Here is a 16,177-nt window from a genome sequence, read left to right as displayed (position 1 = left end):
ACCGTTCCACTGCGGGACGCCGCGAAGTTACCGTTGGATTCTTTCGTTACCGACATGGCGGCCTGACTCAGGGCCGGTTAGCGGTGTCGAGACATGACCAGTCCCAGCGACATCAACCAGCCGATCATCGAGACGCTGTATTGCGAGGCGCTTGTCCTCGCGGACGAGGTGCGCTCGGCGTTCGATCTTGCGCCGACGCGCGCCGGGGGCGAGGATCTGGTGCGGATTGCCCTTTCGGTGGAGGGACTGCGGACCACGACCCGGATGATGCACGTGCTCGCCTGGCTGCTCAATCACCGCGCCTACTTCAGCGGTGAGCTGAGCGAATTCCAGCTGCGCCGGCACGGCGTGCTGCCGCCCGACCGGCCGGCGGACCCGGAACAGCTCGCGCTGCTGGAAGCCGAGACCTGCGTGCTCATCGCCGAGACCGAGGCGTTCCACAGCCGCATCGCGCGGCTCGATGCAGCATGGCGCGACCGCTTCGTCGTGCGCTCCGACGCCGTGCACCGCTTGCGCGAGCGGCTCGGGCGCGAATTCGGGACCGGCTAGACCGCTTGCAAGGCTCGCGCCCAGCGCGCGAGCCGTTCCTGCCGCACATCGCCGTCCATCGCCGGTTCGAACCGGCGGACGGCGCCGCGCATCGCCCGCGCCGCGTCGGGTAGGCTGGCGAACAGCCCGACGCCGACCGCCGCGAGCATCCCAGCGCCGAGCGCGGTGGTCTCGACCATGTCGGGCCGCTCGACCGGGATCGCGAGCATGTCGGCCAGGTCTTGCGCCATCCAGTCGTTGGCGCTCATCCCGCCGTCGATCTTGAGACTCGCCCAGGGGGCCCCGTCGGCGGCGAAGGCGGCCGCGAGATCGTGTGTCTGGTGCGCCATCGCCTCCAGCGCCGAGCGGGCGATCTGCGCCCGGCCGCTGGCGAAACTGAGGCCGGCGATCACTCCCCGCGCCTCAGATCGCCAGTGCGGGGCGCCCAGCCCCGACAGCGCGGGGACGATCGTCACTCCGCCGCTGTCCGAGACCGAACGCGCGAGGGCCTCGGTTTCCGCAGCGCTCGTGATCAGCCCGAGCGAATCCCGCAGCCATTGCACGAGGCTGCCGGCTACGAACACGGAGCCTTCCAGCGCATAAGTCCGCTCGCCGCCCTCCTGCATCAACACGGTGCCGAGCAGCCGGTTGCCGGATTCGGGCAAGGCCCGGCCCATGTTGGTCAGCACGAAGGCGCCCGTTCCGTAGGTCGACTTGGTTTCGCCCGCGGTGAAACAACACTGGCCGATTGTCGCGGCCTGCTGGTCGCCGGCGAGCCCCGCGATCGGCAAACGCCGCCCCAGCAGATCGGTTGTCGCAAGCGGCCCCTGGGTGTCCACTACCTCCGGCAGCGACCCGCGCGGCACGCCGAACAGGTCGCACAGCCCCTCGTCGAACTGGGCCCCGTCGAGGGATAGCAGCTGCGTGCGGCTCGCGTTCGACGCGTCGGTGAGGTGCGCTCCGCCCGACAGCTTCCACACCAGCCAGCTCTCGACCGTGCCGACCGCGAGCCTCCCCGCCTCGGCGGCGGCCCGCACTTGGCCGTCGTTGTCCATCAGCCAGCGCATCTTGGTGCCGGAGAAGTAGGGATCGAGCAAAAGCCCGGTGCGCCGCTGGACTTCAGCCTCGTGCCCCGCCGTCTTCAGCTCCGCGCAAAAATCAGCCGTCCGCCGGTCCTGCCACACGATCGCGCGGGCCAGCGGATCGCCGCTTTCCCGGTCCCAAGCCACCACCGTCTCGCGCTGGTTGGTGATGCCGATCGCGGCGATCCGCCCGGCCCCCACGGCCTCGGCGACCTCGCGCGCGCAATCGAGCGTGCTCTGCCAGATCTCGCCCGCGTCGTGCTCGACCCAGCCCGGCCGGGGATAGTGCTGCGTGATCGCGCGCTGCGCCACTCCCCCCACTTTGCCCGCCAGGTCGAAAGCGATCGCACGGGTCGAGGTGGTCCCGGAATCGAGAACTAGAATGTGGTCCGCCAAGCGCTTCCTCCCTTGCCCCGTGACATGCGGCAGGCGTGGCCCCATATGCAAGGGCATGGCAGGCCCGCCGCCCAAACCCTGGCCCACCGGCAAGACCGAACAGCTCGAGCCGCTGGTGCGCCGCGTGCTGGCCCCGAACCCCTCGCCCTACACCTACACCGGTACGCAGACGTACCTTGTGGGGAACGAAGATCGAATCGCAGTGATCGACCCGGGCCCTGCCGAGCCGCCCCATCTCGCGGCACTCGAAGCGGCGATCGGCGATGCCCGGGTCGCCGCGATCATGTGCACCCACACCCACCGGGACCACTCACCCGCCGCCCGGCCGCTGGCCGACCGCACCGGGGCGCCGATAGTCGGTTGCGCGCCCCTCGTGCTCGACGACAGCGGCCCCCGTGCCGATGCCGCGTTCGACCGCGGCTACGTGCCCGACAGGGTGATGGAGGACGGCGAGTCGATGACCGGGCCCGGCTGGACGCTCACTGCAGTCCATACGCCGGGGCATACCTCGAACCACCTGTGCTTCGCGCTCGAGGAAAGCGGCGCGCTGTTCACCGGCGACCACGTGATGGGCTGGTCGACCAGCGTCGTGGTCCCGCCGGACGGGGACATGGCCGCCTACATGGCCAGCCTCGACAAGCTCTACGCGCGGGGCGACCGGGTTTACTACCCGGCGCACGGACCGCAGATCGACAACCCGCGGCAGCTCGTGCGCGGGATGATCGGCCATCGCCGCCAGCGCGAGAACCAGATCGTGCGCATCCTGTCGGAAGGCCCTCTCAGCGCCGCCGGCTTCGTACCGAAGATGTACAAGGGTCTCGACCCGCGGCTCAGCGGGGCGGCCGAGATGAGCGTCACCGCGCACCTCATCGATCTGGAACGCCGCGGCATCGCCGGCCGTTCGGGGGATGAATGGACCGCCCAGTAGAAACGGCTTCGGCCCAAACGGACCTCCGCGAGCCGGTGGTCGACGAGCGCCCACTCACCCGCGTGCGGGCGACGCCGTGGCTGCTGGTGATCTTCCTGCTCGCCGCGGCGGCCTGGCTCGGCTGGCGGGCGTTCATCTACAACGAGGAAGGCGATCCAGTGGGAAGCGCCATGCTGGCGTTCGAGAAGCAGAACTCGCTCAACGTCTTCTCCAGCCGGTTCGAAGTTGTCGCCGAAAGCACCGACAATCGCGGCCTGCTCGGCATCGACCTGTTGAAGAGCCGTCAGGCGACGATCATCCCCGCCGATGTCACCTACCGCCTCGACCTCGCGAGCATGGACCGCGACGCGTTCGGCTGGGATCCGGCCAGCGAAACGCTCAGCGTCGTGCTGCCCCCGTTACGCATTTCGCGGCCCAATCTCGACGAGGCACAGGCGCGCGTGTTCACCGAAGGCAACTGGGTCACCGCCAATGCGCAGCGCGATCTCAGCCGCAACAACTCGCTCCAGGCCGAACGCAAGGCTGCGGTGTTCGCCAAGAACCCGGAGGTGCTGGCATTGGCGCGTAACGCGGCGAAGCAGGCGATCCGCCAGAACCTCGCCATCCCGCTGCAGGTGGCCGGGTACCGCGAGGCGAAAGTCGCCGTGCGGTTCGAGGGTGAGCAGCCCGCCGCCGATTGAAGATTACGGACGGATAAAGTATTACCTCCCCCGGGGTCGAAGGAGGGGGAGCCGATGGCCACGCTTGCAGCAGACGTAACGCACGAAGAACCCGCGCGCGAGGAACGCTTCTTCAGTACGCTCGCCATCGCCATGGCGGTGGTCATCGTCGCCGGTTTCTCGACCCAGTATCTGATGGGACGCTCCACCTTCGCCTCGCCGCTGCGCGTGCATGTGCACGCGGTCCTGTTCATGGGCTGGGTTGGGCTGTTCGTTCTGCAAAGCTGGCTCGCGACTCGGGGACCGCTCGCCCTGCACCGCAAGGTCGGCTGGATCGCGGCCATCTGGATGGTGCTGATGGTGCCGGCCGCGATCATGGTCATCGTCGTGATGCTGCGAGGCGGCACCTCCCCATTCTTCTTCCGCCCTCAGGAATTTCTGATCGGAAACCCGCTGTCGGTTTCGCTCTTCGCCGGCTTCACCGTGGCCGCGATCGTGATGCGCAAGCGGACCGACTGGCACGCGCGGCTGCATATCTGCGGCATGACGATGATCATGGGCCCGGGCTTCGGCCGGCTGCTGCCGATGCCGCTCCTGATCCCATATGCGTTCGAGATCACGGGCGTGGTCGCGCTGACGTTCATCTTCGCCGGTATGTTCCGCGACCGCCGCAAGTTCGGTCGCGTTCACCCGGCCTGGTGGATCGGCGTTGCCGCCATGGCGGCGTTGATCGTCGTACCGAAGGTTCTCGCCCCGAGCGCGTTCGGCGAATGGCTGTATGCGACCACTGTGGCGGGGTATCCGGGGGCAAGCGTGGACGGCATGGCCTTTGCGCCGCCGCCGGCAGGCGCCTTGATGACCGGCCGCTAGTCCCCCGGCCGCCACGGCAGGAAGCACTTTCCTACAGCCGGCGGTCTGTGGCTTAAGCTGGCGGATGAAGAGCTATCCCCGCCGCCAGCGCCGCAAGGCGCGTCACCCCCGGGTTCCCGGTTTCCTCCCCGTTCCCTTGCGCGCCCGGGCCGACGGCTGGACCGCCGAACGGCAGGCGCGGTTCCTTGCCGCGCTCGCCGTTACCCGATCGGTGTCGGCCGCCGCGCGCCAGGTCGGCATGGCGCGGGAGACTGCCTATCGCCTGCGCAGCAAGCCCGGGGCGGAAAGTTTCGCCGCCGCATGGGACGCGGTGCTCGGCCGCGGCGCCGGCAAACGCAAGGTCACAACCGCCGAGCTCCGGCGACGCGCGCTCGCGGGGCTCCTCCAGCCCCGGATCTATCGCGGCGAACTCACGCACATCGGTCAGAAGCCGGACAATTCCGCGCTTCTGCGCTACCTCGCGCAGCTCGACCGCGCGGACAGGAACGACTTCGACGCGAGCGAATGGTCTCACAGTTTCGCCGACGCTTGTGTGTGCCAAGGGTCGCCATTGCCGCCACGCCGCCGGGCTCCTATCTCGACCGTGCGGCGCGACGATGAAGCGCCGGTTCTTCGAGGAAGACGATGACTGACCAGACCCGCGTGCCGCTCGCCGGCGCCGACCTGCTCGCCGAGATCGACCGCCTGCGCAAGGAGCGCAATGCGGTGATCCTGGCGCATTATTACCAGGTGCCGCAGATCCAGGACATCGCCGACTTCGTGGGCGATTCCCTCGAGCTGTCGCGCAAGGCGGCGGAAACCGATGCGGACGTGATCGCATTCTGCGGGGTCAAGTTCATGGCCGATACCGCCAAGATCCTCTCCCCCCAGAAGATCGTCGTGCTGCCCGACATGGACGCCGGCTGCAGCCTCGAGGATTCGTGCCCGCCGGAAAAGTTCAGGGCCTTCCGCGAGGCGCACCCCGATCATATCGCGCTCACCTACATCAACTCGTCGATCGAGGTGAAGGCGCTGTCCGACGTGATTGTCACCAGTTCCTCGGCGGAGACCATTATCAGTCAGATACCGCCCGAACAGAAGATCATCTTCGGGCCCGACCGTCACCTGGGCGGCTATCTCGCCCGCAAGTTCGGGCGTGAGATGCTGCTGTGGCCGGGCGTATGCATCGTCCACGAGGCCTTCAGCGAGACCGAGCTCCTCAAGCTCAAGGCCCAGCATCCCGGCGCCCCCGTCGCCGCGCATCCCGAATGCCCGCCGACGATCGTCGAGCACGCGGACTACGTCGGCTCGACCAGCGGCATCCTCCAGTTCGCCAAGACGTTCGAAGGCGACACGCTGATCGTCGCCACCGAGCCGCACATCATTCACCAGATGGAGCTGGCGCTGCCGGAGAAGAACTTCATCGGCGCGCCGGGGGCGGACGGCAACTGCAGCTGCAACGTGTGCCCCTATATGGCGCTCAATACGCTGGAGAAGCTCTACGTCGCGTTGCGCGACCTCGAACCGCGTATCGAGATCGAGGAAGGCCTGCGGCTCGCCGCGAAGAAGAGCCTCGACCGCATGCTCGAAATGGCAGGCGGCACGATCGGCAAGGGCGACCTCGGGCCGCCGAGCGGCGACTAGGCCCGCGCCCGGGGAGCACCGCCGGGCGCTTTGGCGCGGGCGAGCACCAGTGCCACGCTGACCAGCGCCATGCCGAGGAAGTCGAGCGGGCCGAGCGTCTCGCCGAACGCCAGCCACCCCACCGCAGCGGCGATCGCCGGCTGGGTCAGCAGCGCCATGCCGACAATCAACGGCGAGAAATGCTTGAGTGCGTAGACCAGCAGCCCTTGGCCTACCACCTGGCTACTGACCGCTAGCGCTACGACCGGGGTCCACCCGGCCGGGCCCGGCAGGACCGGTTCGCCCAGCACCAACGCGATCGCCAGCAGCGGCGGAGCGGCCGAGGCGCACACCAGCGCCAGCACGCTCCACTGCCCCAGCGTCTCGCGCGCGCGTTGGGCGGGGACGAGGTAGAAGACGTAGAAGACGCCCGCCAGCAGGCAAAGTAGGTCGCCGATGACTGAAGTGGTCGAAATCTCGAGGCTGCGCCCCAGCAGAATGCCCGCCCCGCCGAACGCCGCCACGAGCGCCAGCACTTCGGGGCGGCTCGGCAAGCGGCGCAACGCGATCACGCCCCATATCACCAGCAGCAGGCTCCCCGCGTTGCCGAACAGCGTCGCGTTGCCGAGCCGGGTCTGTTCGATCCCGACGTGCCAGCTGGCGAGATCGGCAGCGAAGAACGCGCCCGCCGCCAGCAGCAGCCAGACGGTCCGCGCGCTCGCCGTCCAGGTGACCCGCTCGCGCCATGCCAGCCAGGCGAACAGGGGCAGGGGCAAGAGCATGCGCCAAAATCCAGCCGCGACCGGCCCGGTATCGGTCAGCCGCACCAACCACGGCCCGAGCGCGAGCGCGGCGTTGCCGCCGATCAGCGCGGCCAAGTGCCAGCCGCCCGCCTGATAGCCATTCTTGTCCGCCGGGTCGGTTGCACTCGACATTCGGGCCAACTAGCTCGGTTGCGAAACGAAACCAGCGAAAAGGACCAGCCGCCGATGCACGAAGCCTTGTTCACGCCTGTCGATCTCGGCGAGATTCGCGCGAAGAACCGCATCCTGATGGCGCCCCTCACCCGCGGCCGCTCGACCCAGCCGGGGTCCGTGCCTAACGAGATGATGGTCGAATACTACCGTCAGCGCGCGGGCGCCGGGCTGATTATCAGCGAGGCGACGGGGATCAGCGTGGAGGGTCTCGGCTGGCCAGCCGCGCCGGGCATCTGGAGCCAGGAGCAAGTCGAAGGCTGGAAGCCGGTTACCAAGGCGGTCCACGATGCCGGCGGCCTGATCGTGCTGCAGCTGTGGCACATGGGCCGGCTTGTCCACCCCGACTTCCTCGGCGGCAATCCGCCGGTCTCGGCGAGCGCGACGTGCGCTCCCGGCCATGCGCACACCCCGACCGGCCGGCAGGATTATCAGCAGGCCCGCGAGCTGGCGAAGGACGAGATTGCTCGCGTGGTCGGTGACTACCGCACGGCGGCTGAGAACGCGAAAGCCGCCGGCTTCGACGGCGTGCAGCTCCACGGCGCGAACGGCTACCTCGTCGACCAATTCCTGCGCGATGCGACCAACCTGCGCTCCGACGAATATGGCGGCAGCGCGTTGAACCGCACCCGCTTCCTGCGCGAGGTGCTGACTGCCCTGATCGACGTTTGGGGCGCGGGCCGCGTCTCGGTGCGCCTCAGCCCCAACGGCGAGACCCAGGGCTGCGACGACAGCGATCCGGCGACCACGTTCGGGGCCGCTGCGAAAGTCTGCGAAGAACTCAGCTTGGGCTTCGTCGAACTGCGGCAGCCGGGGCCCGCCGGAACCTTCGGACGCACCGACGTGCCGCAGCAGGACGGCGTAATCCGCAAGTTCTACACCGGCCCCATGGTGCTCAACAGCGACTACACCGCCGAAAGCGCGGAAGCGGACATCGTGAGCGGGCGGTGCGAGGCGATTGCCTTCGGTCGGCCGTACATCTCCAATCCCGACCTCGCCGAGCGCATCGCGGTCGGCGCGGAGTGGGCGGAAAACGTCAATGTCCCGGCGAGCTGGTACCTCCCCGGCCCGGCGGGCTACATCGACTATCCAGCGATGGACGAGGAACGCGCCGCCGCGGAGTGAGGCTTATTCGGTTGGCTCTTCGCTCTCCGCTGCTTCCGAGTCGGTGGCGGGCGTCGCCGGCGCCGGAGCAGAATCTCGCGGTGGCTCGCCCGGGCCCCCTTCGGTGTCGCGCGGCGGAGCCGTCGAGCCGTCGATCGCATCGGTGCCGCTGCCAGCCTCTTCGCGCAGCGGCGGGCTCTGCGAGGTAACGGTGTCGAGCGGCAGCATTTCGTCGCTGATCGTTCCACCCAGCACTTCACCGGCAGCGGTCTTGCGTTCGCCTTCGGCACCGGCATTGTCCCCGCATCCCGTGAGGGCGAGCAGCGGAAGGCAAAGCAAGGCGGCGGTCTTCATGGCGATCCCCATCACTTTTTCGGGCAAGTTCCCAGCGCGGCGAGGAAGTCGCCGGCGCGAGCGAGCAATGCCGCATCGAAGGCCTCGGGCGCAAGGTCGACGCCCAATTTCTCGAGGCTGGTGACCCCGTATTCCGCTATCCCACACGGCACGATACCACCGAAGTGAGCCAAGTCGGGCGCCAGGTTCACAGAGAACCCGTGCATCGTTACCCATCGGCGAACGCGGACACCGATCGCCCCGATCTTGGCCTCCGAGCCGTCCGCATCGTGGGTCCAGATGCCGATCCGCCCCGGCGCGCGCCAACTGTCCACTCCCACGGCGGCCAGCGTGGCGATGACCCAGCCTTCGAGCGAATGGACGAAGTTGCGGACGTCCCTGCCCCGCTCACCGAGATCGAGGAGGACGTAACCGATCCGCTGGCCGGGCCCGTGATAGGTGTAGCGACCGCCGCGCCCGGCCTCGACCACCTCGAAGCGCGGGTCGAGCAGTTCGCCATCTCCGGCGCTGGTTCCGGCGGTGTAGACCGGCGGATGTTCGAGGAGCCAGATCAGTTCGCGCGCCTCGCCCATGGCGATTTGGCGGTTGCGCGCCTCCATCTCGTCCAGAGCCTGGCGGTAAGGCACCCTGCCTTGCGCGATGCGCAGTTCGATGTCGAATGGAAGCTTTGTGGACACGGGCGTTGCGTGGGGCGGCGCGGGGCGCTTATCAAGAGCCAACTGGTCGCGAGCGAGAGGGATCACCGATGAAGTTCGACATGAGTGCTGCGTGGAGCGAAGTGACGCGGTTGCTGTCGGCCAACCGGCAGGTCCTGCTGATCGTGGCAGGGGTGTTCTTCTTCCTGCCGTCGGTAATCTACGGACTGGTCTTCAACAGCGAGCTGGCCGGCCTCGAAGCGGCCCAAGCCGGCGAGCCGGATCTCGAGGCCATGACCCAGGGCTTCGCGCGTGTCTTCGGGCAATACTGGTGGATCCTGCTGCTTACCACCATCGTGCAATGGTTCGGCACCCTCGCCATGCTCGTTCTGCTCACCGACCGCAGCCGGCCGACTGTCGGCCAGGCGCTCGGGTCCGGCCTGCGGCTCTTGCTGCCCTATTTGGGGGCGCAGATCTTGATGAGCTGCGTCTTCGGCATACTGCTACTGCTGCCCTTCGCCATCGCCGCGAGCGCAGGCACTGGCGCGGGGGTGCTGGTCGGCTTCCTGGCGCTCGTGGCGTTGATCTATCTCTATACCAAGTTCCTGCTGGTCGCGCCCGCCGTGGCGACAGAGGGGATCGTCAATCCGATGGTGGCGATTGGCCGATCCTGGCGGCTAACCAAGGGTAATTCGCTACGCCTGTTCCTGTTCGTGTTCCTGCTGGCCGTCGCTTTTATCGTAGTCGGTGGAGTGGCGAGCATGATCGCCGGCCTGGCGTTCGCGCTTGCGGGGTCTGATGCCGCGCTCGTCGGCGACGCGATCATCTCGGGCCTAGTGAACGCGCTCTTCACCGCGATTTTCGTCGCCGCGGTCGCCGCGGCCTACCGCCAGCTCGCAGGTCCCGCTCCGGCGACGGTTAGCGAGACCTTCAGCTGAAGCTAGTCCTTCCAACCCCAGAACAAGCGGCAAGGGAGCACGTTGAGCGCTTCGAACCCGCTATCGATGCGAGCGAAGTGCTTTGCCATGTAATCGCGCGCGGCGGCGCTGAACTGATACACCAGGAAAGCACCGCCCGGTCGCAGCACACGGTGCGTGGCTGCGGCAATGCCAGGGCCGACACCCTCCGGGAGGGTCGAGAACGGGAGGCCCGACAGGACGTAGTCCGCGTGATCGAAGCCATGGGCGCGCACGATTTCTTCGACATCCGCCGCGCTACCCAAGACCGCGTGAAAGCGGCCGTCGGGGATCGTCTTCTTGAGGTAGTCGATATAAAGCGGGTTCGTGTCGATCACGATCAACGTGCCGTCGCGGCGCAGACGCTCGAGTACCGGGCGGCAGAAGGTGCCAACACCGGGGCCGTATTCCACGAACAGCTGACACTCGTCCCATCTCACCGGACCGAGCATCTTCTCGATCGTGAACCGCGATGACGGGATAATCGAGCCGACCATCTTGGGATGCTCGAGGAAACCGCGGAAGAACACGCCCCATTGGCCGAAGAATCGGCCCGCGCGCTGACCGAAAGTCTCGCCGCGGTCGATCGTCATTTCATTAGTATTGGTCAAGAACAGCGCTCTATCTGGCACCCTGCGGCAGGGCGAAATCCGGCTGGCGGACCTGACAGCTTGGCGTGGCGATTGCAAGCGATGAGCGCTGGCGCTAGCCCGCCGTCCATGGCTGAGACAGACCCTAGCCCGATTGTCACCGCTGCGCCGCGCAAGCCGATCTCGCGCGAACGCATGGCGCTGCTGTTCATGGTCATGCTGACGACGGCAGCGGGCAACACGGCGATGCAATCGGTCATGCCTTCGATCGGCACCGAGCTCGGGGTGGCCGACGTGTGGATCAGCCTCGCCTACACCTGGTCGGCGTTGTTGTGGGTCATCTGCGCGCCGCTATGGGCGCGCCGCTCGGACCGGCGGGGGCGCAAGGCAATGATGGCGCTCGGCCTCATCGGTTTCAGCGCGAGTTTCGCGCTATGCGGCGTGGTCCTCCTGTTCGGACTTGCAGGCACTCTTCCGGCGCTATGGACCCTATTGTTCTTCGCTGCGGCCCGCAGTCTTTACGGCGGATTCGGCTCGGCGGCGCCGCCCGCCGTGCAAGCCTACGTCGCCAGCCGGACGCCGCGCGATGAGCGCACAAAGGCGATGGCGCTGATCGCCTCCAGCTTCGGGCTGGGCACGGTGATCGGCCCGGCCCTCGCGCCGCTGTTGGTCTTCCCCGCCACCGGGCTGGTCGGCCCGTTCTTCGCCTTCGCCGTCGCCGGGCTCATCGTGCTGTTCGCGCTCCGGGCGAGCCTGCCCGACGACGATCCGATGTTCGCTACCCGCAGCGAAGTGGTCGCTGCGCCATTCAGCGCCAACTCGAACCCTCGCCCGAGCGAGCGGAACGAGGAGGACGACGGCGTGGGCGGAGACATTCCCCGCTTGTCCTGGCGCGACCGCCGCCTGCGGCCCTGGCTCGTGGCCGGCCTCGTCGGCGGGCACGCGCAGGCGGCGTTTCTCGGCATCGTGGGGTTCTTCATTCTCGACCGGCTCGGTCTTCGCGGCGACCCCGAGATCGGCGCGGGCCCCATCGGGCTGGTGCTGATGAGCGGCGCGGTCGCCACACTGCTCGCGCAATGGGGCCTCATCCCCATGCTCAAGCTCGGCCCCCGTTCGTCGACGCTGTGGGGAATGGCGCTGGCGGTGCTCGGCATCGGCGTGTTCGCCGCCTCGGCGACACTGCATGCCATGTCGGTGGGCATGGCGATGGCCTCGCTCGGCTTCGGGCTTTACCGGCCCGGCTTTACCGCCGGGGCTTCGCTGGCCGTGACCCGTGCCGAACAGGGCCAGATCGGCGGCATCGTCGCATCGGTGAACGGAGCGGCCTATGTCGTCGCTCCCGCGCTCGGGGTCTGGCTGTACGGCCATCACGAGACGATCGGGTTCGTGACGATCTGCGCTCTGTGCGCCGCGGTGTTCGTTCACGGCTGGCTGGCGCTCGATACCGACAAGGCGCTCGAGGCGCCCCGGTTGAGCTAGAGGATTTCTTCGACCCGCTCGGGCGGACGGCAGAGCCGCACGCCCCTTTCTGTTTCCACCAGCGGCCGCTCGATCAAACGGGGCTCCGCCATCATCGCATCGAGCACAGTGTCATCGTCGGCCGCGGTGAGGCCTCGCTCCTCGGCATCCGTCTTGAAGGTCCGCACACCTTCGCGCGGAGCGATGCCGGCTACGCTATAGAGCTGGATCAGCTTTGAGCGTTTTGGTGGGTCCCGAAGATATTCGATGACGGTCAGCTCCAAGCCGGGACGCTGCTTGAGGATCTCGAGCGTCGCGCGCGACTTCCCGCATTCGGGATTGTGCCAGATGGTTGCCTTCATCGGTCGCCGTTTAGCAGTAGAGGCCGAACCTCGCAAATCGCGAAGCTTTCCGGATCGGCATTTGCAAACGCGAATGAATCGCAATAGTGGACTTGCGAATCGATCGCAAAAAGGGGTCTCATGTCCATTCCTCACTCGTCCGTTGGTGCCCTATGCAGCATCGCCGCGTTGGCCTTCGGCACCAGTTCACTAGCGGCGGAGACATCGGCTGCCGAAGGCGAAGCGCCCGGCGCCAGCCAGATCGTGGTCACCGGTCACCACGACGGCTACGCGGTGGCAGACAGTTCGGCGGCGACGAAGACGCCCACCCCGTGGATCGAAACCCCGCAATCGATCACCGCGATCGGCCGGGACCAACTCGACGATCAGGCGGTGCAGCAGTTGGGCGACGCCCTCCGTTATGTCCCCGGAGTCGTTCTCGGCCAGGGCGAGGGCCATCGCGACCAAGTCACGTTGCGCGGGCAAAACACCACGGCCGACTTCTTCCTCGACGGCTTGCGCGACGATACGCAGTACCACCGGCCGCTCTACAACATCGAGCGGGTCGAGGTGCTCAAGGGCGCCAATGCGATGATCTTCGGCCGTGGGGGTGGCGGCGGCGTCATAAATCGCGTCGGCAAGGCCGCAGATCCCACGACCACCTTTGCAAGGGCATCGATTTCCGGAGACAGCTTTGGCGCATTTGACGTGGCGGCCGATCTCAACGGCCCGCTCGGGGCCGCTGTCGCCGGCCGCCTGAATGCTGTTTACGAGGAGCTGGACAACCATCGCCAGGTTTTCGAGGGGCGCTTCATCGGGGTAAGCCCGACCGTAGCCGCTTCCCTTGGAGAGACAGTCCGACTCACCCTCGGCTATTCCTACGATGACGACGCGCGAGTGACTGACCGCGGAGTTCCGTCGTTCGCCGGCAGTCCCCTGCGCGGGTTCGACGATACTTTCTTCGGCAAGGAGGGCTTCAACCGCAGCCGGGTGAAAGCTCACCACGGCCGCGCACGGATCGATGCCGAGCTGGCCGAAGGCCTGTCTGGCAACGCCACGGCGGTGTTTACCGATAGCGGCAAGTTCTACGCCAACGTCTATGCGGTGGGCGCCGCGGCGACCTCGGCCACGCTCGAAGGCTATGCCGACGGAACCGAACGCCGGAACTTCATCGGTCAGGCCAACCTCGTCTGGACGGGAGCGACGGGAGGCCTGGCCCACACCCTCCTCGCAGGGGCGGAGTTTGCCGACCAGGATAGCGACAACCGCCGCAACAACGTGCTGTTCGCGGGCGGGGTCAATGGCGGATTGCGCGTCGTCGTTCCGCTCGCCGAGCGGATTGCCGCGCCCGCGGTGTCGCTGACCCCGCTAGTCAACAACCGCGCTTCGCGGCTCACGGTGCGTTCCGCCTACCTCCAGGACCAGATTGCGATCGGCAGCCATTTCGAGGTGATCGGCGGCATCCGCTACGACGACTTCGAGATCGAGACGGTGAACCTCGTCAACGGTTTCGCCGCCGCGCGCAGCGACGGCAAGTGGTCGCCGCGCCTCGGCCTGATCGTCAAGCCGGTAGCCAATGCCTCGATCTACGTCAGCTACGCCAAGAGCTTCCTGCCGCAAGCCGGCGACCAGTTCCTCTCGCTCGATGCGACGACCGCCACGCTCGCGCCCGAGATCTTCCAGAATCTCGAGGCGGGCGTGAAGTGGGTGCCCAAAGAAGGCCTCACCGTCAGTGCCGCGGTGTTCCAGTTAGACCGCGACAACACGCGCGCGCCGGACCCCACCAGCCCGACCCGCGTGCTCCAGACCGGCAAGACCCGGACTCAAGGCTTCGAGGCCCAGCTCGCCGGCCAGTTGACCCCGACGTGGCAAGCGAGCCTCGGCTATTCGCATCAGACAGGTGAAATTCGCTCGACCACCTCGGCCGCTCCGGCGGGTCGTAAACTGGCGCAATTGCCACGCGACCAAGTAGCGCTCTGGACGCGGTATGACGTCACTCCTGAACTGGGTCTGGGCCTCGGCGTGGTTCATCAAGCAAAGAGCTTCGCCACCATCAGCAATGCGGTGACGCTGCCTGCTTTCACCCGGGTCGATGCAGCAGCCTTCTGGAGGATCGGTGAACGTTGGTCGCTGCAGGTCAATATCGAGAACCTGTTCGACGAGCGCTATTTCCCGAGCGCCCACACTGACAACAACATCACCCCTGGCGAGCCATTCAACGCCCGGCTTGGCATTCGGGTGAAGTTCTAGAGGAAATCTGCCTGGCCGCCCTCTGGGAGCAGCTTAGTCGTCGCGGTTCATGGCTGGGACGGCCCGAGCGGCATCCTCCGGGCTGATCCCGGGCGCGGGGGCGGCGGTGATGATTTCCACCCGGCGCGCCGCGCGGCCCGCCCGCTGGATCGCCCGCACCAGCCGCGGATAGACCCCGCACCTGCAGAGATTGGGCACCGCCGCCTTGATGTCAGCTTCGGAGGGCGCTGGATTGCGGGCAATCAGAGCCGCGGCGGCCATGGCGATGCCAGGGGTGCAGAAACCACACTGGATCGCTTGTTCCGCCACGAGCGCCTGTTGCACGGGATGGCTTCGGTCGCGGCTCAGGCCCTCGATCGTCGTAACGTAGCGGCCTTCCGCCTCGGCCACGGTCACCAGGCAGCTACGGAGCGCCTCCCCGTCGACGAGAACGGTGCACGCGTGGCAGTCGCCGTCGCCACAGCCGAACTTCGTTCCGGTGAGGTTCGCGGCCTCGCGCAGGGCGTGGAGGAGCGGGGTCGCCGGATCGAGATCGAAGCGGACGGGCCGTCCGTTGACGGTAAGCGCGGTCATGCGGGGGGGTCAGGCCCTCAGTCGCGCCACGAGCGGTCTATGCGGTCGATCTTGCGCTTCCACGCCTCGAAATCGGCCTTGCCCGGCCCGCCTGGGAGCGCAACCTGGCCGAGGTCGCGCTGGTGTACGTCAATAACCTCCTGCGGGACGTCTATCGGCTCGCCCTGACTGAGCGTGGCAATCTGAATTTCGCAGGCACGTTGGAGCGACCATGCGGTCACGAACATTTCGGGGATCGTGCGGCCCATCACGACCGGCCCGTGGTTCTTGAGCATCAGAATGCGCTTCCCGCCGAGGTTCTGTAGCAGGCGCTCGCCCTCTTCGGGCCGCACGGTGACGCCCTCGAAGTCGTGATAGCCGATCTGACCCTGGAAATTGCAGGCGTAGAAGCTGATCGGCAGCAACCCGCCCTTGTGGCTTGAGACGGCCATGCCTTCCGTCGTGTGGGTGTGGCAGATTGCATGCGCCCACTCGAGGTGGCGGTGGAAGTAGGCGTGCTGGGTGAAACCGGCCTTGTTCACCGGGTAGTTGCCGGACAGGACGTTTCCATCGATGTCGATCTTGACGAGGTTCGAGGCCGTGACTTCGTCGTACATCAGGCCGAAGGGGTTGATCAGGAACGAATGATCCTCGCCGGGCACTTTCAGGCTGATGTGGTTGTAGATCGATTCCGACCAGCCGAGGTGATCGAAGATGCGGTAGCATGCCGCCAGTTCCAGGCGAGCTTCCCATTCCGCCTCGGTGCATTCGATCCGCGGCTTGAGCTGGGTGGCCATCACGAGTCTCCTGTAAACGTTGCTCGGCGCTACCTATCGCAGCCTTCGCCATCGCGCCAGCCACGCTGCAGGGGCCTGATCGCATACCCATCGTTAACCAT

18 protein-coding genes are annotated in these 16,177 nt (G+C 67.1%); 10 read left to right on the top strand and 8 right to left on the bottom strand.

Features of this window, described 5'->3' with window-relative positions; genetic code table 11:
* Positions 1 to 93: 93 nt before the first annotated feature.
* Positions 94 to 549 carry a DUF1465 family protein gene (locus ACWPM1_RS14140; RefSeq protein ID WP_455695554.1) on the top strand — a complete coding sequence of 152 codons (456 nt, stop codon included), beginning with the start codon at positions 94 to 96 and terminating at the stop codon, positions 547 to 549.
* Here ACWPM1_RS14140 and ACWPM1_RS14135 read toward each other — a convergent pair.
* The gene (locus ACWPM1_RS14135; RefSeq protein WP_455695553.1) at positions 546 to 2,006 is read right to left on the bottom strand and encodes an FGGY family carbohydrate kinase; all 1,461 of its coding nucleotides are present in this window, start codon (positions 2,004 to 2,006) and stop codon (positions 546 to 548) included. The genes ACWPM1_RS14140 and ACWPM1_RS14135 overlap by 4 nt on opposite strands.
* Before the next feature lie 55 nt (positions 2,007 to 2,061).
* Between ACWPM1_RS14135 and ACWPM1_RS14130 the strand changes: the two genes are divergently transcribed.
* The 5 genes from ACWPM1_RS14130 to nadA all read left to right on the top strand — a co-directional run bounded on the left by ACWPM1_RS14130 (position 2,062) and on the right by nadA (position 6,086).
* On the top strand, positions 2,062 to 2,934 hold the full coding sequence (locus ACWPM1_RS14130; RefSeq protein WP_455695552.1) for an MBL fold metallo-hydrolase: 873 nt from the start codon (positions 2,062 to 2,064) through the stop codon (positions 2,932 to 2,934).
* Positions 2,919 to 3,614, top strand: coding sequence for a DUF4230 domain-containing protein (locus ACWPM1_RS14125; RefSeq protein ID WP_455695551.1), 696 nt, complete (start codon positions 2,919 to 2,921; stop codon positions 3,612 to 3,614). Before ACWPM1_RS14130 ends, ACWPM1_RS14125 begins: the two co-directional genes overlap by 16 nt.
* 54 nt (positions 3,615 to 3,668) lie before the next feature.
* Complete coding sequence (locus tag ACWPM1_RS14120; RefSeq protein ID WP_455695550.1) at positions 3,669 to 4,463, top strand: hypothetical protein; 795 nt, start codon at positions 3,669 to 3,671, stop codon at positions 4,461 to 4,463.
* Between the two features lie 64 nt (positions 4,464 to 4,527).
* Entirely contained in the window at positions 4,528 to 5,091 is a 564-nt protein-coding gene (locus ACWPM1_RS14115) for a hypothetical protein (protein WP_455695549.1), read from the top strand.
* Positions 5,088 to 6,086 carry a quinolinate synthase NadA gene (nadA, locus tag ACWPM1_RS14110; protein ID WP_455695548.1) on the top strand — a complete coding sequence of 333 codons (999 nt, stop codon included), beginning with the start codon at positions 5,088 to 5,090 and terminating at the stop codon, positions 6,084 to 6,086. The genes ACWPM1_RS14115 and nadA overlap by 4 nt, the downstream gene beginning before the upstream one ends.
* On the opposite strand, the gene ACWPM1_RS14105 is transcribed toward nadA, so the two are convergent.
* Positions 6,083 to 7,000, bottom strand: coding sequence for a DMT family transporter (locus ACWPM1_RS14105; RefSeq protein ID WP_455695547.1), 918 nt, complete (start codon positions 6,998 to 7,000; stop codon positions 6,083 to 6,085). The genes nadA and ACWPM1_RS14105 overlap by 4 nt on opposite strands.
* Positions 7,001 to 7,054: 54 nt before the next feature.
* Between ACWPM1_RS14105 and ACWPM1_RS14100 the strand changes: the two genes are divergently transcribed.
* Complete coding sequence (locus ACWPM1_RS14100) at positions 7,055 to 8,164, top strand: alkene reductase (RefSeq protein ID WP_455695546.1); 1,110 nt, start codon at positions 7,055 to 7,057, stop codon at positions 8,162 to 8,164.
* A 3-nt stretch (positions 8,165 to 8,167) separates the two neighbouring features.
* Here the strand turns inward: ACWPM1_RS14100 and ACWPM1_RS14095 are convergent, their stop codons facing one another.
* Together ACWPM1_RS14095 and lipB are read right to left on the bottom strand one after the other, a co-directional pair.
* Positions 8,168 to 8,497 (bottom strand): hypothetical protein, encoded by a 330-nt coding sequence (locus ACWPM1_RS14095; RefSeq protein WP_455695545.1) that lies wholly within the window; start codon positions 8,495 to 8,497, stop codon positions 8,168 to 8,170.
* An 11-nt stretch (positions 8,498 to 8,508) separates the two neighbouring features.
* Complete coding sequence (gene lipB / locus ACWPM1_RS14090) at positions 8,509 to 9,174, bottom strand: lipoyl(octanoyl) transferase LipB (protein ID WP_455695544.1); 666 nt, start codon at positions 9,172 to 9,174, stop codon at positions 8,509 to 8,511.
* A 68-nt stretch (positions 9,175 to 9,242) separates the two neighbouring features.
* Between lipB and ACWPM1_RS14085 the strand changes: the two genes are divergently transcribed.
* A complete protein-coding gene (locus tag ACWPM1_RS14085; RefSeq protein ID WP_455695543.1) occupies positions 9,243 to 10,070 on the top strand; it encodes a glycerophosphoryl diester phosphodiesterase membrane domain-containing protein in 828 nt (275 codons plus the stop codon).
* 2 nt (positions 10,071 to 10,072) lie between these two features.
* Here the strand turns inward: ACWPM1_RS14085 and ACWPM1_RS14080 are convergent, their stop codons facing one another.
* Positions 10,073 to 10,681: a class I SAM-dependent methyltransferase gene (locus tag ACWPM1_RS14080; protein WP_455695575.1), complete on the bottom strand. Its 609-nt coding sequence runs from the start codon at positions 10,679 to 10,681 to the stop codon at positions 10,073 to 10,075.
* 126 nt (positions 10,682 to 10,807) lie between these two features.
* Between ACWPM1_RS14080 and ACWPM1_RS14075 the strand changes: the two genes are divergently transcribed.
* Positions 10,808 to 12,157 (top strand): MFS transporter, encoded by a 1,350-nt coding sequence (locus ACWPM1_RS14075; protein ID WP_455695542.1) that lies wholly within the window; start codon positions 10,808 to 10,810, stop codon positions 12,155 to 12,157.
* Here ACWPM1_RS14075 and ACWPM1_RS14070 read toward each other — a convergent pair.
* Entirely contained in the window at positions 12,154 to 12,498 is a 345-nt protein-coding gene (locus tag ACWPM1_RS14070) for an arsenate reductase family protein (protein ID WP_455695541.1), read from the bottom strand. The genes ACWPM1_RS14075 and ACWPM1_RS14070 overlap by 4 nt on opposite strands.
* Positions 12,499 to 12,618: 120 nt before the next feature.
* Between ACWPM1_RS14070 and ACWPM1_RS14065 the strand changes: the two genes are divergently transcribed.
* A complete protein-coding gene (locus ACWPM1_RS14065) occupies positions 12,619 to 14,727 on the top strand; it encodes a TonB-dependent receptor (protein ID WP_455695540.1) in 2,109 nt (702 codons plus the stop codon).
* Between the two features lie 33 nt (positions 14,728 to 14,760).
* Here the strand turns inward: ACWPM1_RS14065 and ACWPM1_RS14060 are convergent, their stop codons facing one another.
* Together ACWPM1_RS14060 and ACWPM1_RS14055 are read right to left on the bottom strand one after the other, a co-directional pair.
* Positions 14,761 to 15,300, bottom strand: a complete 540-nt coding sequence (locus ACWPM1_RS14060; protein WP_455695539.1) for a (2Fe-2S)-binding protein — start codon at positions 15,298 to 15,300, stop codon at positions 14,761 to 14,763.
* Positions 15,301 to 15,317: 17 nt separating this feature from the next.
* Positions 15,318 to 16,076, bottom strand: a complete 759-nt coding sequence (locus ACWPM1_RS14055) for a class II aldolase/adducin family protein (RefSeq protein ID WP_455695538.1) — start codon at positions 16,074 to 16,076, stop codon at positions 15,318 to 15,320.
* Between the last annotated feature and the right edge of the window lie 101 nt (positions 16,077 to 16,177).

It is taken from the genome of Tsuneonella sp. HG249, from assembly GCF_053819205.1.
The sequence above is the reverse complement of the archived record's forward strand: the minus strand, read 5'-3'. Positions and strand labels throughout refer to the sequence as shown.